This window comes from Pseudomonas sp. Irchel s3f19, from assembly GCF_900187555.1.
GTDB lineage: Bacteria > Pseudomonadota > Gammaproteobacteria > Pseudomonadales > Pseudomonadaceae > Aquipseudomonas > Aquipseudomonas capeferrum.
Map to the genome: position 1 here is coordinate 276,894 of NZ_FYDW01000004.1, position 20,917 is coordinate 297,810.

18 protein-coding genes and 1 tRNA gene are annotated in these 20,917 nt (G+C 63.7%); 6 read left to right on the forward strand and 13 right to left on the reverse strand.

What is annotated here, in order from left to right:
* Positions 1–199: 199 nt before the first annotated feature.
* The 3 genes from CKW22_RS13190 to bglX form a co-directional block, all read right to left on the reverse strand.
* Entirely contained in the window at positions 200–1,531 is a 1,332-nt protein-coding gene (locus CKW22_RS13190; RefSeq protein WP_047583609.1) for a sigma-54 dependent transcriptional regulator, read from the reverse strand.
* A complete protein-coding gene (locus CKW22_RS13195; RefSeq protein WP_095064215.1) occupies positions 1,525–3,282 on the reverse strand; it encodes an ATP-binding protein in 1,758 nt (585 codons plus the stop codon). Before CKW22_RS13195 ends, CKW22_RS13190 begins: the two co-directional genes overlap by 7 nt.
* A gap of 83 nt (positions 3,283–3,365) precedes the next feature.
* Complete coding sequence (gene bglX, locus CKW22_RS13200; protein WP_033702736.1) at positions 3,366–5,657, reverse strand: beta-glucosidase BglX; 2,292 nt, start codon at positions 5,655–5,657, stop codon at positions 3,366–3,368.
* 186 nt (positions 5,658–5,843) lie between these two features.
* Here bglX and CKW22_RS13205 point away from each other — a divergent pair, with 186 nt between their 5' ends.
* The 4 genes from CKW22_RS13205 (at position 5,844) to CKW22_RS13220 (ending at position 8,766) form a co-directional block, all read left to right on the forward strand.
* Entirely contained in the window at positions 5,844–6,461 is a 618-nt protein-coding gene (locus tag CKW22_RS13205) for a TPM domain-containing protein (RefSeq protein ID WP_033702995.1), read from the forward strand.
* Positions 6,462–6,560: 99 nt separating this feature from the next.
* Positions 6,561–7,775: an SAM-dependent methyltransferase gene (locus tag CKW22_RS13210; RefSeq protein ID WP_047583613.1), complete on the forward strand. Its 1,215-nt coding sequence runs from the start codon at positions 6,561–6,563 to the stop codon at positions 7,773–7,775.
* 200 nt (positions 7,776–7,975) lie between these two features.
* Entirely contained in the window at positions 7,976–8,254 is a 279-nt protein-coding gene (locus CKW22_RS27825; protein ID WP_095064216.1) for a hypothetical protein, read from the forward strand.
* A 2-nt stretch (positions 8,255–8,256) separates the two neighbouring features.
* Positions 8,257–8,766: an AlpA family transcriptional regulator gene (locus tag CKW22_RS13220; RefSeq protein ID WP_047583615.1), complete on the forward strand. Its 510-nt coding sequence runs from the start codon at positions 8,257–8,259 to the stop codon at positions 8,764–8,766.
* A gap of 20 nt (positions 8,767–8,786) precedes the next feature.
* On the opposite strand, the gene CKW22_RS13225 is transcribed toward CKW22_RS13220, so the two are convergent.
* The 7 genes from CKW22_RS13225 to CKW22_RS13255 all read right to left on the reverse strand — a co-directional run bounded on the left by CKW22_RS13225 (position 8,787) and on the right by CKW22_RS13255 (position 15,711).
* Positions 8,787–9,797 (reverse strand): DUF4917 family protein, encoded by a 1,011-nt coding sequence (locus CKW22_RS13225; RefSeq protein WP_033702734.1) that lies wholly within the window; start codon positions 9,795–9,797, stop codon positions 8,787–8,789.
* Positions 9,798–9,945: 148 nt separating this feature from the next.
* On the reverse strand, positions 9,946–11,643 hold the full coding sequence (locus CKW22_RS13230; RefSeq protein ID WP_095064217.1) for a SulP family inorganic anion transporter: 1,698 nt from the start codon (positions 11,641–11,643) through the stop codon (positions 9,946–9,948).
* A gap of 233 nt (positions 11,644–11,876) precedes the next feature.
* Positions 11,877–11,950, reverse strand: a tRNA-Gly gene (locus CKW22_RS13235).
* A 111-nt stretch (positions 11,951–12,061) separates the two neighbouring features.
* On the reverse strand, positions 12,062–12,946 hold the full coding sequence (locus CKW22_RS13240; protein ID WP_033702732.1) for an alpha/beta fold hydrolase: 885 nt from the start codon (positions 12,944–12,946) through the stop codon (positions 12,062–12,064).
* Between the two features lie 335 nt (positions 12,947–13,281).
* Positions 13,282–13,974, reverse strand: coding sequence for a pseudouridine synthase (locus tag CKW22_RS13245; RefSeq protein WP_033702731.1), 693 nt, complete (start codon positions 13,972–13,974; stop codon positions 13,282–13,284).
* Positions 13,975–14,006: 32 nt separating this feature from the next.
* Positions 14,007–14,228: a cysteine-rich CWC family protein gene (locus tag CKW22_RS13250; RefSeq protein WP_033702730.1), complete on the reverse strand. Its 222-nt coding sequence runs from the start codon at positions 14,226–14,228 to the stop codon at positions 14,007–14,009.
* Positions 14,221–15,711: a sensor domain-containing diguanylate cyclase gene (locus CKW22_RS13255; RefSeq protein ID WP_095064218.1), complete on the reverse strand. Its 1,491-nt coding sequence runs from the start codon at positions 15,709–15,711 to the stop codon at positions 14,221–14,223. Before CKW22_RS13255 ends, CKW22_RS13250 begins: the two co-directional genes overlap by 8 nt.
* Before the next feature lie 212 nt (positions 15,712–15,923).
* Between CKW22_RS13255 and CKW22_RS13260 the strand changes: the two genes are divergently transcribed.
* Positions 15,924–16,364: a hypothetical protein gene (locus CKW22_RS13260; protein WP_033702728.1), complete on the forward strand. Its 441-nt coding sequence runs from the start codon at positions 15,924–15,926 to the stop codon at positions 16,362–16,364.
* A 39-nt stretch (positions 16,365–16,403) separates the two neighbouring features.
* Here CKW22_RS13260 and CKW22_RS13265 read toward each other — a convergent pair whose 3' ends face one another.
* A complete protein-coding gene (locus CKW22_RS13265) occupies positions 16,404–17,519 on the reverse strand; it encodes an enoyl-CoA hydratase/isomerase family protein (RefSeq protein ID WP_095064219.1) in 1,116 nt (371 codons plus the stop codon).
* Between the two features lie 126 nt (positions 17,520–17,645).
* On the opposite strand from CKW22_RS13265, the gene ung reads away from it, so the two are divergent.
* A complete protein-coding gene (gene ung, locus CKW22_RS13270; protein WP_033702726.1) occupies positions 17,646–18,338 on the forward strand; it encodes a uracil-DNA glycosylase in 693 nt (230 codons plus the stop codon).
* Between the two features lie 37 nt (positions 18,339–18,375).
* Here the strand turns inward: ung and CKW22_RS13275 are convergent, their stop codons facing one another.
* Both CKW22_RS13275 and CKW22_RS13280 read right to left on the reverse strand, forming a co-directional pair.
* Positions 18,376–19,407 carry an AbrB family transcriptional regulator gene (locus CKW22_RS13275; RefSeq protein ID WP_033702725.1) on the reverse strand — a complete coding sequence of 344 codons (1,032 nt, stop codon included), beginning with the start codon at positions 19,405–19,407 and terminating at the stop codon, positions 18,376–18,378.
* The gene (locus CKW22_RS13280; protein WP_047583618.1) at positions 19,400–20,914 is read right to left on the reverse strand and encodes a tripartite tricarboxylate transporter permease; all 1,515 of its coding nucleotides are present in this window, start codon (positions 20,912–20,914) and stop codon (positions 19,400–19,402) included. Before CKW22_RS13280 ends, CKW22_RS13275 begins: the two co-directional genes overlap by 8 nt.
* Positions 20,915–20,917: the final 3 nt, after the last annotated feature.

Sequence of the window (20,917 nt, forward strand, 5' to 3'; positions counted from 1 at the left end):
GGTGATTGCAGAAGGTGTGCCAAATGGGTGCGAAGTGATTCATTTGCGGGCACGCATGGCACCCAGCCCGCCTACCAAGGCCTGGCAAGGCGCCCGTGCAGGAGCGGCCTTGCGTCGCGAAGGGCTGCAGCGCAGCCCCAAACGAGCCGCCATAAGCAAATATCCGCTTACCCCGCTCATCAGATAAGCGGAAAACCGCCTACCGCTCGATATAATCCTCCCGCACCAGCCCATGCCGCTGCATCTTCTCGTTCAACGTCCGCCGCGGCAGTTGCAAAGCCTCCATCACCCCCTTGATCTCGCCCTTGCTCTGGCGCAACGCCGCCCGCAAACACTGCGCTTCGAACGCTTCCATCTGCTCGCCCAGCGACTGCCCGGCCGGCACCACTTCACTGTTCGGCGAACCCAGCCCCAGCGCGTGCCGCTCTGCCGCGTTGGCCAACTCGCGCACATTGCCCGGCCAGTCATGGCACAGCAGCTGCGCCAGCTGGCTGGCGCTGAGCACCGGCGCTGTTCGGCCCAGCTTCTCAGCGGCAGCACGGGCAAAGTGCTCGAACAGCAACGGGATGTCTTCACGCCGCTCACGCAACGGCGCCAGCCGCAGCTCGGCGACGTTCAGGCGGTAGGCGAGGTCTTCACGAAAGCGCCCGGCACGGGCTTCTTCCAGCAGGTCGGGTTTGGTCGCGGCGATGATGCGCAAGTCGACGCTGATGCTCTGGTTCGCGCCCAGCCGTTCGAGCTTCTGTTCCTGGATCACGCGCAACAGTTTTGCCTGCTGGGCCAGGGGCATGCTCTCGATCTCATCGAGGAACACCGTGCCGCCATTGGCATATTCCAACTTGCCGATCCGTTTGCCCTGGGCGCCCGTGAAGGCACCGCTCTCATGGCCGAACAGCTCGGCCTCGAACAGCGATTCGGGGATTGCCGCGCAGTTGAGGGCAACGAAGGGCTTAGCCGCCCGCGGGCCGAAATCGTGCAGGCAGCGGGCCACGCGCTCCTTGCCACTGCCCGTTTCGCCGCGGATCAGCACATTGACCGGCAAGCCGGCCAGGTCCAGTACCTGCCGACGCAGTTGCTGCAGGCCTTGGGACATGCCTAGCAGGGTGCCTTCGAGGCGCGACTTGAAGTCTGCCTGTTCGTGCAGCCGGCGGTTTTCCAGCACCAGCTGGCGTTTTTCCAGGGCTCGGCGCAGGCTGCCCAGCAGGTGTTGCGGGGTGAAGGGTTTTTCGAGGAAGTCGTAGGCACCGTTGCGCATGGCCTCCACCGCCATCGGTACGTCACCGTGGCCGGTCAGCAGGATCACCGGCAGGTCGGGGTCAGCCGTTTGCAGGCGTTCGAGCAACTGCAGGCCATCGATGCCCGGCATGCGCACATCGCTGATGATCACCCCGGCAAAGTGCTCTGGCAGTTGCGCCAGGCACGCTTCGGCGTGGGCGAACAGTTGCACGCTGAAGCCGGACAGGCTCAGCCATTGCTCGACGGCGGTACGGATACTGGCTTCATCGTCGACAACGATCACTGAATTCAACATACAGGCTCCAGGTCGCGGGGCAGGGTAAGGCTCAGGCGTGCGCCGCCAGGCAGGTTTTCGGCCTGCAGCTGGCCGCCCGCCTCATGCACGATGCCATAGGAAATGGCCAGGCCCAGGCCTAGCCCTTCACCCACCGGCTTGGTGGTGAAAAACGGGTCGAAGACCTTGGCCAGGTGCTCATCACCAATACCGCCCCCAGAATCGAGCACGCTCAGGCGCCACTGGTCGTTATCCAGCTCGATGCGGACCTCCAGGCGCTTGTAGCGTTTGTCGGCCATGGCGTCGAGGGCGTTGCGCAGCAGGTTGATCAGCACTTGCTCCAGGCGGATCGCATCACCGCGGACCCAGGCGGGGCGCGCCAGGTACAGCGCCACCTCGACGCCTTCGGTGCGGATGCGCGTGTCCAGCAGGTGCAGTGCCTGGTCGACTACAGAGGCCAGGTCCAGCCGCTCGCGCAGCCCGACCGGGCTGTTGCGGGCAAAGGTTTTCAGGTGGCTGGTGAGCGCGGCCATGCGCGTGAGCATCTGCTCCAGCGGCTCCAGGGCTTGGCGGGCCTCGTCGTAGCGGCCATGGTCGAGCAGCAGGCGCAGGGTCTCCAGTTGCATGCGTTGGGTGGTCAGGGGCTGATTGATCTCGTGGGCCATGGCGGCTGACATCTGCCCCAGTGCAGCCAGCTTGGCCGATTGCACCAGGCCTTCCTGTGCGGTTCGCAGCTCACGGGTGCGCTCCTCGACCTGGCGTTTGAGGGCTTCGCGGCTGCGCTGGCGCAAGCGTGCCAGGCGCAGCCGCTGGCTGACGAACAGCGCCGCGAAGACCAGGCTCAGCCACACGGCGGCGGCCCCCAGGGCGGCATTGCGGCCGTCGGCCGCGACCTGCGGTTTGCGCAGCAGGTGCAAGGTCCAGTCCTCACCGTGCAACGGCAGGCTTTCCCACAGGTATTCGGCGACCCCCTGCGGGCCATGCACGCGGCTCAGGTGGCTGTTGTCGGCAAACTGGGTCAGCACCTGGTGCTGCAAAGGCACCAGAGGCTGTTTGTCGTATTGCCGAGTCTCGGCCAGTTCGGCACGGTCAGCGCCGCTGAGCGGCTGCAGCTCGCGGTAGCGCCAACCGTCCTGGTTGGCAATGAAGGTGATACCGCGGGCATCACTGACCAACAGAATATCGCTGCCTTGGCGCCATTCGCGTTCCAGCTCGGGGAACTCGAGCTTGACTACCATGGCACCGAGGAAGCGGCCTTGCTCGTCGGTTACCGCGCTGGCGAGGAAATAGCCTGGCACGCCGCTGGTCACACCGACGGCGTAGAAACGCCCGCTGCCCTGGCTGCGGGTCTGCTTGAAGTAGGGGCGAAAGCCGTAGTTGGAGCCGACGTAGCTGCTCGGCAGTCGCCAGTTGCTGGCCGCGATGGCCAACCCGGTGTGGTCGAGCAGTTCGAGGGTGGACGAGTTGGCGGCACCGTTGATGCGTTCGAGCTTACGGTTCAGGGCGTCCTGTACCGGCTCGCTGACCGGGCCGCGCAACGCTTCGATCAGCTCCGGGTCGAGCGCCAGCACCGCCGGCAGGGCGCGGTAGCGTTCGATCAGGGTGTGCAGTGCGTTGGCATAGAGGCCGAGCTGCTGGCTGGCGCGCTGGGCGTCGTCCTCCATGGCCTGGCGCTTGGCCTGGTGCATGGCCCAGCCCGCGCTGAGGGCGGTGCCGAGCAATATGAACAGGATGATCAGCCCCAGACGCAGGGCGCGAAAGGAAAAAGCCATGGGGCAGATCCGCATGAAAGGGATAGCAGGGCCGGCCTGTTCGCGGGTAAACCCGCGAAGGGCCGGTACTGTTCACAGGCGTGTCACAGCAACTCGAAACTTTGCTGTTGCACCGACTCGGAATCCAACCCTACCTGAACGTTGAACTCGCCAGGTTCGGCAACCCGCTGCAGTTGGCTATTGTAGAACTTCAGGTCTTCTTCGCTGATGCGGAAGGTCAATGTCCGTGACTCGCCGGCCTTGAGCGGCAGTTTCTGGAAGTTCTTCAGCTCCTTGACCGGGCGGCTCATGGACGCCGAAACGTCCTGCAGATACAGCTGCACCACGGTTTCGCCGTCGCGTTTGCCGGTGTTCTTCACCGTGACCTTGGCCTCCAGCGTATCGCCACGCTTGAGGTCCTTGGCCGACAGGGTCAGGCCCGACAGTTCGAAGCTGCTGTAGCTCAAACCATAACCAAACGGATACAACGGGCCGTTGGGCTCTTCGAAGTACTGCGAGGTGTAGTTGCCAGGCTTGCCGGGGGTGAACGGCCGGCCAATGCGTGTGTGGTTGTAGTACATCGGAATCTGCCCGACCGAACGCGGGAAGGTGATGGCCAGTTTGCCGGACGGGTTGTAATCGCCGAACAGCACGTCGGCGATGGCATTGCCGCCCTCGGTGCCGCTGAACCAGGTTTCGAGCAGGGCGTCGGCCTGCTCACGCTCCCAGGCGATCGACAGCGGCCGGCCATTCATCAGCACCAGTACCAGCGGTTTGCCGGTGGCTTTCAGGGCCTTGATCAGCTCGCGCTGGCTGGCCGGGATCTCCAGGGTGGTGCGGCTCGACGACTCGTGGGACATGCCGCGCGACTCGCCGACCACTGCCACTACCACGTCGGCCTGCTGGGCCGCCTTGACTGCTTCATCGATCAGCACGGCGGCTGGGCGCAGGTCATCGACGATTTCCGGGGCATCGAAGTTGAGGAAGTTCAGATAGTCGAAGATCGCCTTGTCGCCGGTGATGTTGGAGCCTTTGGCGTAGACCAGCTTGGCCTTGCCATCCACGGCGCGGCGCAGGCCTTCGCGCACGGTCACCGAATGCACCGGTTTGCCGTCGGCGGCCCAGCTGCCCATCATGTCGATCGGTGCATCGGCCAGCGGGCCGACCAGGGCGATGGTGCCGGCCTTCTTCAGGGGCAGGGTCTGGTTGCGGTTTTCCAGCAGGACCAGGCTGCGGCGGGCCACGTCACGCGCGGCGTCGCGGTGCAGGCGGTCGTTGCCGTAGTAGTCCTTGAGGTCGGTTTCGGCCTTGCCGATTCGCACGTACGGGTCTTTGAACAGGCCCATGTCGTACTTGGCGCCCAGCACTTCGCGCACCGCCTGGTCCAGCTCGCCCTGGGTCACTTCGCCGGCCTTCAGCAGCCCTGGCAGCTCTTCGCCGTACAGGGTGTCGTTCATGCTCATGTCGATGCCGGCCTTGATCGCAAGCTTCGCGGCTTCTCGGCCGTCGCGGGCGACGCCGTGGCGAATCAGCTCCTGGATGGCGCCGTGGTCGCTGATGGTCACGCCCTTGAAGCCCCACTCCTTGCGCAGCAGGTCGTTCATCAACCAGGTATTGGAGGTGGCTGGCACGCCATTGATCGAGTTGAGCGCCACCATCACTCCGCCCGCACCTGCGTCGAGCGCGGCGCGGTAGGGCGGCAGGTAGTCGTTGTACATTTTCGGCAGGCTCATATCGACCGTGTTGTAGTCGCGGCCGCCTTCCACCGCGCCGTACAGGGCGAAGTGCTTGACGATGGCCATGATGCTGTCGGGGTTGGCCGGGCTGCTGCCCTGGAACGAGCGGACCATCACCTGGCCGATTCTGGAGGTCAGGTAGGTGTCTTCACCGAAACCTTCACTGGTGCGGCCCCAGCGCGGGTCGCGGGCGATATCGACCATCGGGGCGAAGGTCATGTCCAGGGCGTCGGCCGCGGCTTCGATGGCGGCGGTGCGGCCGACCTTGGCAATGGCGTCCATGTCCCAGGTGGCGGCCATGCCCAGGCCGATCGGGAAAATGGTGCGTTCGCCGTGCACGGTGTCGTAGGCGAAGAACATCGGAATCTTCAGACGGCTGCGCATGGCCGCGTCCTGCATCGGCCGGTTCTCGGGCGCGGTGCGCGAGTTGAAGGTACCGCCGATACGCCCTGCGGCGATTTCCTCGCGGATCTTCTCGTGCGGCATCTCCGGGCCGATGCTGATTAGGCGCAACTGGCCGATCTTCTCGGCCTCGGTCATCTGGCTGATCAGGTGATTGATGAACGCCTGCTTGTCTTGCAGGGGCGGGGCGGTTTGGGCGGCGAGGGCCGCCTGACTGGCAAGGCCCATGGCCAGGCCCAGCAAAGACAGTTTCATCATGGATTCCGTTGTGGGGCCTCTACCGTATCCACAGTGATACGCGCGCGGCCGAAGTTATCAGGCGACTATTGTTGTACAGTTCGGGGGCAATGCTGCCAGCGGCGGATTATGCCTGAATATATCGGCTGCCGATGGCGCCCTGCGTGCCTGGACAACAACAATAAGAACGATCGAGAGACCGCTGGCATGACCCCTTTCAACGAATACGATCAACGCCAGATCGCCGAAGCCATTGCCCGCGCCGAACGGCGCACCGATGCCGAACTGGTCACGGTGCTGGCCAGGCGTGCCGACGATTACGCCTACCTGCCGCTGTTCTGGGCTGCCGTGCTGGCCTTGGCCGTGCCTGGCCTGCTGCAGTTAGTGCTTGGCTGGCCCGGTATGCGTGGCCTGCTGGTGGCCAATGTGCTGGTGTTCATCGGTTTGTGCCTGCTGTTGCGCAACCCGCGCCTGGCCGGCTGGTTGATCCCCCGTGCCTTGCGCCGCTGGCGTGCGTCGAGCCTGGCCCGTCAGCAGTTTCGCGAGCAGAACCTGCAGCGCACCACGGCTGCCACGGGGGTGCTGATTTTCGTCAGCGAGGCGGAGCGGCATGTGGAGATCCTGGTCGACCAAGGGGTCGAGCGTTACCTCGATGCCAGCGCCCGCGCGGCCATCGTCGGCCGTTTTGCCGAACAGGTCCGCCAGGGTCGGACCGTGCAGGGGTTTGTCGAATGCATCGAGGCCTGTGGCGAGGCGCTCAGCCAGCATGTACCCCCCACCCATACGCGCAACGAGCTGCCTAATCGCCTGGTCATTCTGGACTGAACGCGGCTGGCGAGTGAGGGGGCGGCAAGCTCGCCGCCACACCTGTAGAATACGGGGCATTGCGCAACGCGCCCCCTGCTACCCGAGGCACCGTTTTTCATGTCCGCCAGTTCTTCTGCTTCAACCGCGCCAGATGCGCGTGCCCAGTTCCTCGCGCTGTTGAGCACCGCCCTGCACGGCAATACCTTGGTCAAACTGGTGCTGGCGCGCCACGTCGGTGCCGACTCGACCTTGCAGCGGATCATCGCCAAACCGTTGCAGGTCAAGGGCCAGCCCTGCCTGTCGCTGGTGTATCGCCACCAGACCCGGGACATCACCCGCAACCTGCCGCTGGAGCAGGCCGAAGTGCTGGTGGCTGAATTGCTGCCTGAGAGTTTTCGCAATGCCCACCTGTTCGATGCCGACGGCGAAGTGCAGTTGACGTTCAGCAAGAAGGGCAAGCCCATGCTCCAGCGCCACGGCGCCCAGGCCCCGCGTGAAGCGGCAGCGAGCAGTGCCCATGACCGCGAGAAGAAGCGCTACCTGGAATTGTCGCGGCCATTCCTGCGTGACCTGGGTGTGACCGATGCACAAGGGGCGTTGATCCCGTCGATGTCGCGCAAGTGGAAGCAGATCAACAAGTTCATCGAGGTGTTCGAGCACGCCCTGGCCAGCGCGCCGGTGCCAGCCGAACAGGCCCTGCGGGTGGCCGACTTCGGCTCGGGCAAGGGCTACCTGACCTTTGCCATGCACGACTACTTGCGCAATACCCTGGGCCGCGAAGCCCAGGTGACGGGTGTCGAGCTGCGCCAGGAAATGGTCGACCTGTGCAACGCCGCCGCTGCGCGGCTTGAGCACCCTGGCCTTGAGTTCCAGTGCGGTGATGTGCGCAGCGTGGTGCCCGAAGCGATCGAGGTGATGATCGCCTTGCACGCCTGCGACATCGCCACCGACTACGCCATCCACACCGGCATCCGTTGCAACGCCGCGATCATCATGTGTTCGCCGTGCTGTCACAAACAGATCCGCCCGCAGTTGCACAGCCCGGGGTTGCTGCAGCCGATGCTGCAGTACGGCCTGCACCTGGGGCAGCAGGCCGAGATGCTCACCGACAGCCTGCGCGCGCTGTACCTGGAAGCCTGTGGTTATGAGACCAAGGTGTTCGAGTTCATCTCGCTGGAGCACACCAACAAGAACAAGATGATTCTGGCGGTCAAGCGCAGGCAGGCGGTGGATAACGGGGCGCTGCTGGAGAAGATTGCGCAGCTCAAGGCGTTTTATGGGGTGCAGGAGCATTGCCTGGAGACACTGTTGCGCGGGGATGGGTTGATCTGAGCGCGGCAACTGGCACCAGCCCCCATTCATACCAGCCGGGCCGAAGGTGCATTGTTCCTGAATACGCGTAGGAGAATTCTCAAGACCACCTAGCGGCCGAGTTTGGCGCGAGGATAGCTGTAGTGTGGCGTGCATGCGTCAGATGGCTTGGTTGTCATTTGACAACTTTGTTGTTGCAAGCCCACACTGGAGAAAAGCTGATGTCACGCCCCAGTCATGCCAAGAAGGAGGTCGAGCAGGCCTTGAAGCACGCCGAGTTACAGGGGTGGCGAGTCGTGGTGGGTGGGGGGCATTGCTGGGGGAAGATGTATTGCCCCTTCAACGACACCGATTGCCGTTGTGCAGAGTTTTGCATCACTAGCGTCTGGAGTACCCCCAAGAATCCTGGAAATTTCGCACGCCAGCTCCGGCGTGTCGTGGATAACTGCTCTGGCAACAGGACGGCGAAAGGCGCAGCAAATGTGGCTGAGGAACGGTAGCGATGGAATATGAATTCACCCTCAAGTATCAACTGAACGAAGACGAAGATGCCGATGCGCTTCTGGAGCGCCTGGCCCAAGCAGGCTGTGAGGACGCATTGGTTGGCGTAGGCCAGCCCGGTCGCTTGGCGCTGGCTTTTGTCCGCGAGTCTCCATCGGCCCGGGAGGCCATCGAGAGTGCGCTCAAGGATGTTCGCGAAGCAGTGCCTGAGGCACGCCTGATCGAAGCGACGCCAGACCTCGTCGGGCTTACTGATGTGGCTGAAATCGTGGGTGTTTCGCGCCAGAACATGCGCAAACTGATGCTCTCACACGCTCATAGCTTCCCTGCGCCCATTCACGAGGGAAGTGCTTCGCTTTGGCATCTGGCTGAAATTCTGGTTTGGTTGCAAGCCCGCGGCAGCTACGCTATCGGCCAGGAGACCCTTGAACTGGCTCGCGTCGCGATGACGGTCAATGTATCAAGCGCATACCAGCGCGTCTTCGGTGATTCACCGAAGCTGGCCTATTGAACCGATAAGCCCTGCTCGCCTCAACGGCGAGCAGTCGGCACCTCGATCGCCAGTTCCGCCAACCCCAACGGATGCGTGCTCGCATCGAAAAAGTGCAGCGCAGTCGCCGGCAGATCCCCGAACCGATCAATGTAGTGCTGCTGCTGATTGATCACCGAAGCCTCCCCCAACGGCCGGATGGCAATCGACAAATGGCGGGGGCGAGCTTGGCGAACAGCCTCGACCAAGTGCTGGTCACTGTTGTCCAGATGCTGCCCGAACAGGCACAGCCCCTGGCTTTCCTGCGCGAGTTGCCCCAGGCACCAGTTCAGGTAGTCCGAGTGACGAATAGCGCGAAGCTTCTCGTCGCTGCGGTCTTCGTTGACGAACAACGGCACTTCACCCGGAATGTTCACGGCAAAGCCATCGAGCAGTTCGGCGCTTTCGGCGCTGCGCTGGCGGGTAGTGCCATCCGGCAGCTTCAGCAGGTGCAGGCCGCCATGCAGGTGCAGTACGCGGGTGCCTTCGCTGCGGGTGCGGCGTACGTCGAAAAAACCCTGCTCATCGAACAGCTCGGCAAAACCTTGCGGGGCGTGCTGCACGGCCCATGGCAGGATCAGGTCGTAGTTGCTGGTGTAGATGTTGCGATAGCCGCGCAGGGCCTGGTTCAGCGTGGCCAGCGTGGTGGCCGGCATCAGCGGCCAGGGCAGGTGCAGCGTGCGCACAGCATGGATCAGCGCTTCCTTGATCGAGTAATAGCGGTTCAGCGGCGCGGTGGAGTTGATGGCCAGGGCGGCATTGGCCCGTACGGTGGTGTTCAGCGCGCTGAGCACCGGCTCGAACAGTTCCGTGGAAAGCGACTTGAACAGGGCCTGGTCACTGATCGCCAAACCCTTCTTACGGCCCGCACGTTGCGCTTCCTCGAACAGCGAGAAATAGCCAAACGGCTTCCACAGTGCGCGGCTGGCGCCGTTGCCCAGCAGCAGGGCGTCGCAAGGGTGGCGTTGGTCGAGTGCTGGCCAGGTGGCGAGGTGAGTGTCAGGTGCGGGCATGCGGGGTCCGTTGGGCGGCGCGGGAAACGGGGGCGACTTTAACATGCCAGGCAAGCCCCTGGTGATTGAGGCTGGCGATGGCCAGAAGGTTTGCATGATAATGATATTGACTCATATTAACGCCGCGGCGTTCAATGACCTCCTTCCTTTATTCAGCCGCTGGCGCACGGCTCCTATTGCGCCATACCCGGTAAGCGCGGATCCCGGCCCGTACCGAGCCGAACAGCAGTTTGTCCTCCATCTCCCGGGCCATCCCTGAGCGCACCAGCATGCGCAGGAAGGTGCCACGGGCGCGGGCGATGGCGAAGAAGATGCCTTGGGCGGCCAGGGTGTCGCGCACCTCGCGCAGTGCGGCGATGCCGCTGACGTCGATGCTGGTCACCGCTTCGGCATCGAACAGCACGGCCTTGGGCTGGGCCTGGCTCTGCACGGCTTCCAGCAGGCGCATCTTGAAGTAGTCGGCGTTGAAGAACAGGATCGCGTCGTCGAAGCGGTACACCACCAGGCCCGGCACGGTGCGGGCGTCCTTGAACTTGCGGATGTCGACCTGGCCCTCGGTGCCTGGCAGCCAGCCCAGCACCGCGTCGGTGGGTTGGTAGATGCTGTACAGCAAGCGCAGGATCGCCAGGGTCACGGCAAATACGATACCCGGCAGCACGCCCAGGCCCAGTACGCCAACCGTGGTCAGCAGGCACAGCCAGAACTCGAAGCGGCTCAGGCGCCTTATGGTCTTCAGCGACTTGATGTCGATCAGCCCCCAGCCTGCCATCAGCAGCACGGCGCCCAGCGCCGCCTGGGGGATCCAGGCCATGGGGGCGGTGAAAAACAGCAAAATCAGGGCGATCACCAGCGCGGCGATGATCCCCACCAGTTGGCTCTTGCCGCCGACCATGTCGTTGACTGCGGTGCGTGAATCGGCGCCACTGATGGCAAACCCTTGGGACATCCCCGCAGCCAGGTTGCTTACGCCCAGCGCCACGAACTCATGGTTGGCATTGATGGCATAGCCATGGCGCGCAGCAAAGCTGCGGGCGGTGAGCATCGCGCTGCAGAAACTGACGGTGGCGATACCCAAGGCATCGCGCAACAGGCTCTTCATTTCTGCCAGGTTGCTTTGCGGCCAGGCCAGTTGCGGCATGCCGGCCGGTACCGGGCCGAGGATAGCGACACCCAAGCGGTCCAGGCCGAACAGGCCGACCAGTACGGTGAACAGTGCCACGGCCACCAGCGCCGCAGGCAGCCGTGGGTAGCGCTGTGGCAACCAGATCAGCAGGGCCAGCGCGCACAGGCCGATGGCCAGGGTAGGCAGGTGAATCTCGCCCAGGCGCTGCAGGAAGTTGACCAGGCTGAGGATGAACCCATCGCCCTCGATCTTGAACCCCACCACCTTGGACAACTGCCCGGCGATCAGGCTCAGGCCGATGCCGTTGAGGTAGCCGATCAGGATCGGCCGCGAGAAGAAACTGGCGATGAAGCCCGCTCGGGCCAGCCCCGCCGCGATCAGCATCACGCCAACCAGCACGGTGACGATCACCGACAGTTCGGCGATGCGCTGTGGGTCGCCCAGTGCCAGGGGCGCCACGGCGCCGGCGATCATTGCGCAAGTGGCGGCGTCCGGGCCGACCATCAGCTGGCGCGAACTGCCGATCAGGGCGTACACCATCATGGGCAGTACGCACGCATACAGGCCATATTGCGGTGGCAGGCCGACGATCTGGGCGTAGGCGATGGCGATGGGGATCTGGATGGCGGCAACCGACAACCCGGCCTGCAGGTCAGCGTGGAACCACGCGCGGCGGTAGTGCAGCAGGTTGGCGAGGCCAGGTAGCCAGCGGGACAGAAACATGCGGGGTCCTTTCTGAATGTTTCACGAATCCCTGAAGCATATGCGCTTCAAGCCGTTTCGCTTGCAAGCGGATTCGTCGGTCGCGCATTCAAGCGGATCGGCAACAAAGTGGCCATGGGCCAGGTCAAGGAAAGGGCTTGGAGATGGAAAGGCGGGGACCAGAAACGAAAAAAGGAGCCAAGGCTCCTTTAAACAGCGATGACGTTGCTGGAACGTCATGCGGGAATGCGTGGTGGAGCGGGTAGAGGGAATCGAACCCTCAACTAAAGCTTGGGAAGCTTTCGTTTTGCCACTAAACTATACCCGCGTCTGCGTTCGACTTTTTACCAGAACCCTTCACGAATTAGAAGCCCAAGTTATAAAAAAGCTTGTCGGCGGCCCATAGCCTGCGGGTAATCACTACAGGACGCCGATGCGCTCAGATGGCCAGTGCATGCTGCCCCTGTACGTGCTGGTAGCGTTGACGTGGCTCACGCTCGGTCGGCTTGAGGAAGCCGAGCAGTACGCTGCGGGTGTCTTCGCAGGCTGCCTTGGTCTCCATGTCGAGGAAGTGCCCGGCATCGCGGATGACACTGAAGTGGCTCTTGCCTACATGGCGGCCAAACTCACGGGCATCTTCGGCCGTGGTGTATTCGTCACGTTCGCCGTTGATGAACAGCACCGGGATGTCGATGTTGCGCGCCCTGCTCAATGCCCGTTCCAGGTCATGTTGCAGCACCTCGTTGATGTGAAAGTGCATCTGCGCGTACTCGTGGCTGTCCAGGCTGCTGACGTGGCGGTAGTTGAAGCGCTTGAACAGTGACGGCAGGTGCTTGCCGATGGTGTCGTTGACCAGGTTGCCGACCTGGTAGCGATCACAGGCGGCCAAGTACTGGCAGCCACGGTCCAGGTAGTCGCGCATCGGTTCATTGATCACCGGCGAGAACGAACTCACCACGGCCTTCTTCACCCGCCGCGGCTGGTGCGCCAGCGCCAGCAGCGTGCTTGCACCGCCCCACGAGAACGACATCACGTGGTCGGCCTGGAAGTGCTCGATCAGCTCAAGAAGGATATGCGCCTCGGCCTCCTTGGTAATCAGCCGCTCCTGGCGGTTGTGCGGCTTGGACTTGCCGGCGTACGGCTGGTCGAACAGCACGACGTTGAATTGCGGGTGCAGGTTACGCACCGTCTGGGCGAACGAGGCCGTAGTGGCCAGCGAGCCGTTGATCAAAATGATCGTCTTCTCGGCTGCATCCGCGCGATGGAACTCCGTGTAAACCCGATACTGACCTTGGATATCAAGTACAGCAATTTCTGGCCTCATGTCATCGACTCCTGGCGCAAAAAGGGTATTCGCGTCACCTAGGGTGCACGTTCTTTATGACAGGTAGGCATTTGCCTTGAAGAGTAACGGGGGGCCCAGTGTCGATCCTTGGCACACGTGTCGACGGTATTGTTTTTGGCGGGCAATTTGCCGTGCCCCAAGGCATCTAGGCCTTGGGTGGCCGGCAAAAAGTGTCTTCGGCTGCGGGCGTGACTCACGAGTCACATGCAGACTGACGATTTGGATTCAAGCAGTGGCCTGGGAATCCTGCAAGTGCCGTTCGGGTAAAAATGTGACCTGAACCGCTGGGCGGTCGTATTGGACCAGGCAGAGGCCTAGACGCCGGCAACTTCCTCGTCGGTCAACGCCCTGTAGGCGCCTGGCGCTAACCCTGGGTCCAGGCGAATCGCGCCCATGCTCTCACGGTGCAACCCCACCACCTTGTTGTCGAAATGGCCGAACATGCGTTTGACCTGATGGTACCGCCCCTCGACGATCGCCAGCCGGGCCCGGCGCGGGCCGAGGATGTCGAGCTGGGCGGGCAGGGTGGTGAGGTTTTCGAATGCAAAGTACAGGCCTTGCTGGAACGTGGCGGCATAGTGCGGGCCAATGTCGTCCTCGGTCTCGACCAGGTAATGCTTGGGCAGCTTGGTGGTTGGCTGGGTCAGGCGCCGTGACCATTGGCCGTCGTTGGTCAGGATCAGCAGGCCGGTGGTGTTGAAGTCCAGGCGCCCGGCAATGTGCAGGTCCTCGCGCATCTCGGCGGGCAGTAGCTCAAGCACCGTGCGGTGCTGCGGGTCGAGCGTGGCACTGACGTACCCGGCTGGCTTGTTGAGCATCAGGTAGCGCGCCGGCCGCCCGGCCTGCAGCAGTTGTTCATCCACTTCGACGCGGCTGAACTCACGCACCGGGGTCAACGGGTCGGCCGCGACGATGCCATCGACCCGCACACGGCGCTGCACCAGCAGCAGGCGAACTTGCTGGCGGTTGTAACAGGGCAGGTTGGCAAGGAAACGGTCAAGGCGCATGGCGAACAGGGCAGAAGAAGCGGGCGCGCAGTCTAGCGCTTTGTGCCGGGCGCTGCTGCCTGCAGTTGCGTTTCGACTGCTGCACAGCGTGGGCACAGGCAGGCCTTGTCCCTTAATTCGGCGGGCAGGGCCTGGAGCACGGCGGGGTCGATGGTCACGCTGTAGCACCAACAGGCCTGGGTGGCGCTGCGGGGGTCGGCGAGGCTGCACTGGTTGAGGGCGCCGCAGGCGGGGCAGTGCTGGCTGTCATTCATGGCTGGGTCCGGGGGCTTCACTGCAGACGCGGTTGCGGCCGGCCTGCTTGGCACGATAGAGCGCGCGGTCGGCGCGGGTCAGCAGGGCATGCAAGGTATCACCCGGCTGCAGGCTGCTAAGGCCGATGCTGGTGGTCAGGCGCAAGGGTTGGTCGTCATAGCTGAAGGTCAGTTGCTCGGTGCGGCGACGGATTTTCTCCGCCACTTCGATGGCTTGCCGGCCTTGTGCTTCACGCAGCAGCACGATGAACTCCTCACCGCCCCACCGGCACAGTATATCCGACTGGCGCAGGCTGCCCTGCAGCACATTGGCGAACTGGCGCAGCACTTCGTCGCCTGCCAGGTGGCCGTGGGTGTCGTTGAGGGCCTTGAAGTGGTCAAGGTCGATCAACAGCGCCACCAGTGGGCCGCTGTCACGCTGGGCTTCATGCAAGGCCTGGGCGGCCAGCAGGTCGAAGCTGCGCCGGTTGGGCAGGCCGGTAAGGCTGTCGAGGGTGGCCAGCGCCTCGGTGCTGGCCTGGTGGCGCTTGACCATGGCATGCACCAGCGCCAGCACCACCAGGGTGATCATCGCGCAGATCGCCAGGTTCAGGTACAGCGAGTGGCGGACGCGGTCCAGAGCACCGGTCTCGCGCTTGTCCACCAGCAGGTACCAGTCCAGCTCGGGAAGGTGGCGCACATTCAGGAAGTGGCTGTGGTTGTCGCTGTCGCGGTATTCGTGGCTGCCTTCACCGGGTATCGGTTGCTGGGCCAGCAGGTCGCTCAGTTCGGGGTTGTCGCTTAGCGGCTGGCCGACCCGCAGGCCATGCGGGCCACCGTCGGAGCCGGTCAGCAGGACCTTGCCCTTGGCGTCGGTGAACAGCACCGAGCGCTGGTAGCGCCGCTGGTACTGGTCGATCAGCTTGACCACCGACGACACGCTCAGGCCTACGCCGGCGGCGCCGATAAAGCGCTGTTGGTAATCCAGCACCTGGTAGTTGATGAATACCGTCAGGCTGTCCTGGTTGGCCATGTCCAGGTCGACGTTGATCTCGTAGGGTGCCTTGAGGTCGCGCAGGCGGAAGTACCAGGCATCGCGCCAGCTGCCTGGCTTGATCTGCTTGAGCACACCCTTGGCCTGATAGTAGGTGAGGCTGCGTTCAGAGACGAAAAACGAGGTGAAGGTGTCCTGCTTGCCCATGATCTCGCCCAGGTAGCGGGTGATGCGCTGGGTGTCCTGCTCACCGGACAGCACCCAGTCCCGCAGGAAGGTGTCCTGGGCCATCATCGAGGCGATCAGCACGGGGCGGATCAGGTCTTTCTGGATTTCCGAATAGACCGTGTCGGAGGTCAGTGGCAGTTCGGTATTGACGATGCCATCGCGGATGGCGCTGCGCGAGGCGAAGTAGCTGAGCAGTGAGGTGGCGAGGAAGCCGCTGGCCAGCAACATCAGCAGGGTAATGATCAGCGAGCGCTGCGAAAACAGAGCGGAACGTACAGGCATGATCTTCCCGTGATGTGTGCCAAGGCGCTCATTCTAGTGAGATGGCCGGCAAATGACTGCAAGTTTTTCAGGGTTATCCGAGCTGTTTCAAATTATTGCAAAAATGGCACTGCACCCGGGTCTGGCGGTCTTATTCAGTATCGATGAACGCCTTACGCATCGATGCTCGCCAGCGCCGCTGTGCGGGCACTCCAGCGGTCCAGGAGGCCGCCATGTCCTATCGAATTCTGTTGATCGCCCTGCTGGGTCTGATGACGTCCGCCTGCGCCCCTTACTACGGTGGCGGGGGCTACTACCGTTCCGATTACTACACCAGCGACCGCTACGTGTCGCCGGGGTATTACCGCCACGACCGCTACTATGTGGCGCCGCAACCGCGCTACTACTACCAGCCAGCACCGCGCTACTACCGCCCGGCGCCGGTGCCGCAATACAGGCCACACCCCCAGCCAGGGATGAACCAGTGGCACGGTAACCCGCGGTATGACTATGGCAATCGCCAGCGCTATGACTATGGGCGCGACCGCGATCGTCACGACTATCGCGATGGCAGCCAGCGTTACCAGAACGATCGCTGGCACTCCAATGGGCGTGGGGATCGTGACCGCAGGCCGGAGGGCGGCCGGGGGCAGGGCCGCAACTGGCAGCGGTGATGCAATGGGGGGCGCTTTGCGCCCCTTTCCACGACCCGGTCATACCTGATCAGCGAGATCCGCCAACGGGTGGCGCCCTTCCCAGACCTTGGCAAAGTGCGCCTCGACCACCGCCGCCGGTACCTGGGCTACATCCGGCCAGTGCCAGCGCGGCTGATTGTCTTTGTCCAGCAGGCGTGCGCGCACCCCTTCGCTGAAGTCCGGGTGTCGGCAGCAGTTCAGGCTCATGCTGTATTCCATCTGGAAGACCTGCGCCAGCGACAGGTGCCGCGCCCGGCGAATCTGTTCCCAGACCAGGTGCGCCGTCAGCGGGCAGCCTTCGTGCAGCCGTTTGCCGGCTTCGGCCAGCAGCGGGTCATCATGGTATTTCAGGCCCTCCAGTGCCCGCCACGCGGCGGCTGGGTCGGCAACGTCGAGCAACCGATCGATCTCGTCGCGGCGGGGCAGCCACTGCGCTTCGGGCAGCTCGGCGCAGGCGCGGTGCTGTTCGGCCTTGAGCAGGCTGTTCAATTGCAGGGCGGTCTGTTCCTGCCAGTTCAGTTGCAGCAACTCTTCGATCAACGCCTCTTGCTGGTACTCACCCAGGAACCGGTCGGCCAGGCCCAGGTCGAGGGCATCATGGGCGTTGATCGGGGCGCCGGTGAGCCCCAGAAACAACCCGAGCTTGCCTGGCAGGCGGGCCAGGAACCAACTGGCGCCGACGTCGGGGTACAAACCAATGCTGATCTCTGGCATGGCCAGGCGGCTACTGGGGGTGACGATGCGCACGCTGGCGCCTTGCAACAAGCCCATGCCCCCGCCCAGCACATGCCCATGCCCCCAGCACAGCAAGGGTTTGGGGTACGTGTGCAGGGCGAAATCGAGGCGGTATTCTGCGGCGAAGAAGGCGGCGGCCAACGGCGGCACGCTGCCCGGGTGTGCCCGGCAGGCCTGGGCCAGCGCACGCACATCGCCCCCCGCGCAGAACGCCTTGGTGCCGTTGCCGCGCAACAGCACGCAGACGATTTCGGGGTCGTGGGCCCAGGCGTGCAGTTGTTCGCCGAGCACTTCGATCATCCGCAGGTTCAGCGCATTCAGCGCTTTGGGTGCATCCAGGGTGGCGATGCCGATGCCGGCGCCATCGGCACCGGTGAGTACCTCGCAATGAATGGACATGGACTACCTCTCGCAGGTCATGGCTCAAGTATGGCCTGCCTGGGCGATCATGCCGGTCGTCGGTCGGATCGTTTGACAAGCGGGAGTGGCTTACCTAGTGTCGCGCCATTGTTTACGGATGGCCCCATGACTGACGACGATCGCATCAAACTCGAACCCAGCTGGAAAGCCGCATTGCGCGACGAATTCGACCAGCCCTACATGCATCAGCTGCGTGAATTCCTGCGTCAGGAGCACGCGGCCGGCAAGGAAATCTACCCACCGGGCCCGCTGATCTTCAATGCGCTCAATTCGACGCCGCTGCCGCAGGTCAAGGTGGTGATCCTCGGCCAGGACCCTTATCACGGCCCCGGGCAGGCCCATGGCCTGTGCTTCTCGGTGCAGCCCGGCATTGCCACGCCGCCGTCGCTGGTTAATATCTACAAGGAGCTGCAACGCGACCTGAACATCCCGATCGCCAGCCACGGCTATTTGCAGAGCTGGGCCGAGCAGGGCGTGCTGCTGCTCAACACGACCATGACCGTGGAGCGTGCCAATGCGGCTTCGCATGCCAAGAAAGGCTGGGAGTTCTTTACCGACCGCGTCATACAGGTGGTCAGCGAGCAGTGCCCGAACGTGGTGTTCCTGCTGTGGGGCGCGCATGCCCAGGGCAAGCAGAAGCTGATCGACGGCACCAAGCACCTGGTGCTCAAGTCGGTGCATCCGTCGCCGTTGTCGGCGTACCGTGGGTTTCTCGGCTGCGGGCATTTCAGCCGGGCCAATGGCTTCCTTGAACAGCGCGGGTTGGCACCGATCAACTGGGCCTTGCCGCCGCTGTGACAGACCGCATCACCTCCCTCGCGGGTTGATGCGTATTTCAGCTTTGCCCAGCATTCCAGAGCCGGAACAACGGCTCTGCCAGAAACAGCACGAACAGCAAGCGCATCACCTGCAACGCCGTCACCAGCGGCACCGACAACTGCAGGGTTTCGGCTGTCAGGCTCATCTCGGCAATCCCGCCCGGCATCATCCCCAGCGTCAACGAGCGCAGGTCCAGTGCGGTCATCACGCTCAATGCCCAGGCGGCACTGGCGGCGATCAGCATGCACAAGGCCGTGGCCACCAGGGTACGCCCCAGGAACGACGGTGCCCGGCGGAAGAACGCACGGTTGAAGTGACATGCCAGCCCGCTGCCGATCAACCACTGGCCGACTTGGCTGGCACCCTCGGGCAGGGCGATCTGCAGGTTGCCGGCAAGGCTTACCGTGGCCGCCACCAGCAAGGGGCCGAACAGCCAGGGGTTGGGCTGGCGCAGGCGTTGCCAGAGCAGCGCCACGGCAATGCCCAGCGGTGCGATCAACGCCAGCCAGCCCCAGCTGACGCTGCCCGCGTGGTTCAGCGCCACCCCGTCACCCAGCAGCAACTTGAACAGCGCGGGCACGCACAGCACCACTGCCAGCACCCGCAAGCTCTGCGCTGCGGCGACCTGGCTGAGCACTGCGCCGTTGCGCGCCCCCAGGTTGACCATCTCCCCCGACCCACCCGGCATGCTGGCGAAGAAGGCGGTCGCGCGGTCCTCGCCGGTGCGGCGCAGCAACCACACGCTGATGACGCTGGACAGGGTAGTGAACAGCGCGCCAAAGAAGATCAGCGCAAAGTGGCTGGCCACCTGCTCGATAACCGCCGGGGTGAAGTGCAGGCCGATGCCGATGCCGATGATCCATTGCCCGCATTTGCGGCCATGGGGGATTTCCGAAAGTTGCCAGGGCGTCAGGCAGCGCACCAGGATGATCGCCAGCAACGAGCCGACCATCCAGGGCAAAGGCCAGCCGACCCGGCTGGCGAGATACCCGCCAGCAAGGCCGACCAGCCCGGTAGCCCAGTACAGCGGCAACGACCGATCAGGCATCAGCCATGGCCCGGCGTTGCTGGCTGCGCTTGCGCCAGATACGCAGCAGCGGCAGGCAGAGCATGCAGCCCACCAATACCCAGACACCCAGGCTGATCGGGCTCGACCAGAGGATGCCCAGCTCACCGTTGGAGATCGACAGCGCACGTCGCAGGTTCTGTTCCATCAGCCCGCCGAGGATGAAACCGAGCAGGATCGGCGACAGCGGGAAGTCCAGCTTACGCAGGATATAGCCCATGATGCCGATGCCGACCATCAGGAACAGGTCGAAGGTGGTGGCATGCACGGCGTACACGCCGATCGCGGTGATGATCGCGATGACCGGCACCAGCGCCCAGTTCGGTACCGCAAGGATGCGGGTGAAGATGCGGATCATCGGGATGTTGAGGATCACCAGCATGATGTTGGCGATGAACAACGAGGCGATCAGGCCCCAGACGATGTCGGGCTGCTGCTCGAACAGCAGTGGGCCGGGGGTGATGTTGTACAGGGTCAGTGCACCGATCATCACTGCCGTGGTACCTGAGCCTGGCACACCCAGGGTCAGCATCGGTACCAGGGCGCCGCAGCAGGACGCACCGATGGCGGTTTCCGGGGCGGCCAGGCCGCGGGCATCGCCCTTGCCGAACGTGCCGCTTTCGCCGGCGATACGCTTCTCGGTCATGTAGGCCACGGCACTGGCCAGGGTGGCGCCAGCGCCCGGCAGCACGCCCATGATGAAGCCGAGCAGGCCGCAGCGGATGTTGACTACGAACACCGAGGCGGCTTCCTTGAAGTTGAACAGCATGCGCCCGGTGGCCTTGACTGCCTGGTGGCCATGGTGGGTCTTTTCCAGCAGCAGGAGGATTTCGCTGACCGAGAACAGCCCCAGCACCAGCACCACGAACTGGATGCCGTCGGCCAGGTGCACGCTGTCACCGGTGAAGCGGTACACGCCGCTGTTGGCATCGATGCCGACTGCCGACAGGAACAGGCCGATCAGTGCGGCGATGAAGGTTTTCAATGGCTTGTCGCCGGCCATGCCGCCCAGGGCGACGATGGCGAACACCATCAGCACGAAGTACTCGGCCGGGCCGAAGGCGATGGCCCATTTCGCCAACAGCGGGGCGAACAGCACCATGCCGCAGGTGGCGATGAAGGCGCCGATGAACGAACTCCAGGCAGACAGCGACAGCGCCACGCCGGCCAGGCCCTGACGGGCCATCGGGTAGCCGTCGAGGGTGGTCATCACGGTCGAAGCTTCGCCCGGGATGTTCAGCAGGATCGAGCTGATGCGCCCGCCGTATTCACAGCCCAGGTAAACCGCGGCCAGCAGGATCAGTGCCGACTCAGGGGGCAGGCCCAGGGCAAAAGCGATGGGGATCAGCAGCGCCACGCCGTTGATCGGGCCCAGGCCCGGCAACAGTCCGACCACGGTGCCGATCAGGGTGCCACAGAGGGCGGTGACCAGGTTGTACGGGCTCAGGGCGACGCCAAAGCCCTGGCCCAGATAGCTCAGGGTATCCATGTG

Excerpts from the sequence above, each read along its gene's own strand:
- CKW22_RS13190 (WP_047583609.1), bottom strand. The coding sequence starts at position 1,531 with ATGTTGAATTCAGTGATCGTTGTCGACGATGAAGCCAGTATCCGTACC.
- CKW22_RS13195 (WP_095064215.1), bottom strand. The coding sequence starts at position 3,282 with ATGGCTTTTTCCTTTCGCGCCCTGCGTCTGGGGCTGATCATCCTGTTC.
- bglX (WP_033702736.1), bottom strand. The coding sequence starts at position 5,657 with ATGATGAAACTGTCTTTGCTGGGCCTGGCCATGGGCCTTGCCAGTCAG.
- CKW22_RS13205 (WP_033702995.1), top strand. The coding sequence starts at position 5,844 with ATGACCCCTTTCAACGAATACGATCAACGCCAGATCGCCGAAGCCATT.
- CKW22_RS13210 (WP_047583613.1), top strand. The coding sequence starts at position 6,561 with ATGTCCGCCAGTTCTTCTGCTTCAACCGCGCCAGATGCGCGTGCCCAG.
- CKW22_RS27825 (WP_095064216.1), top strand. The coding sequence starts at position 7,976 with ATGTCACGCCCCAGTCATGCCAAGAAGGAGGTCGAGCAGGCCTTGAAG.
- CKW22_RS13220 (WP_047583615.1), top strand. The coding sequence starts at position 8,257 with ATGGAATATGAATTCACCCTCAAGTATCAACTGAACGAAGACGAAGAT.
- CKW22_RS13225 (WP_033702734.1), bottom strand. The coding sequence starts at position 9,797 with ATGCCCGCACCTGACACTCACCTCGCCACCTGGCCAGCACTCGACCAA.
- CKW22_RS13230 (WP_095064217.1), bottom strand. The coding sequence starts at position 11,643 with ATGTTTCTGTCCCGCTGGCTACCTGGCCTCGCCAACCTGCTGCACTAC.
- CKW22_RS13240 (WP_033702732.1), bottom strand. The coding sequence starts at position 12,946 with ATGAGGCCAGAAATTGCTGTACTTGATATCCAAGGTCAGTATCGGGTT.
- CKW22_RS13245 (WP_033702731.1), bottom strand. The coding sequence starts at position 13,974 with ATGCGCCTTGACCGTTTCCTTGCCAACCTGCCCTGTTACAACCGCCAG.
- CKW22_RS13250 (WP_033702730.1), bottom strand. The coding sequence starts at position 14,228 with ATGAATGACAGCCAGCACTGCCCCGCCTGCGGCGCCCTCAACCAGTGC.
- CKW22_RS13255 (WP_095064218.1), bottom strand. The coding sequence starts at position 15,711 with ATGCCTGTACGTTCCGCTCTGTTTTCGCAGCGCTCGCTGATCATTACC.
- CKW22_RS13260 (WP_033702728.1), top strand. The coding sequence starts at position 15,924 with ATGTCCTATCGAATTCTGTTGATCGCCCTGCTGGGTCTGATGACGTCC.
- CKW22_RS13265 (WP_095064219.1), bottom strand. The coding sequence starts at position 17,519 with ATGTCCATTCATTGCGAGGTACTCACCGGTGCCGATGGCGCCGGCATC.
- ung (WP_033702726.1), top strand. The coding sequence starts at position 17,646 with ATGACTGACGACGATCGCATCAAACTCGAACCCAGCTGGAAAGCCGCA.
- CKW22_RS13275 (WP_033702725.1), bottom strand. The coding sequence starts at position 19,407 with ATGCCTGATCGGTCGTTGCCGCTGTACTGGGCTACCGGGCTGGTCGGC.
- CKW22_RS13280 (WP_047583618.1), bottom strand. The coding sequence starts at position 20,914 with ATGGATACCCTGAGCTATCTGGGCCAGGGCTTTGGCGTCGCCCTGAGC.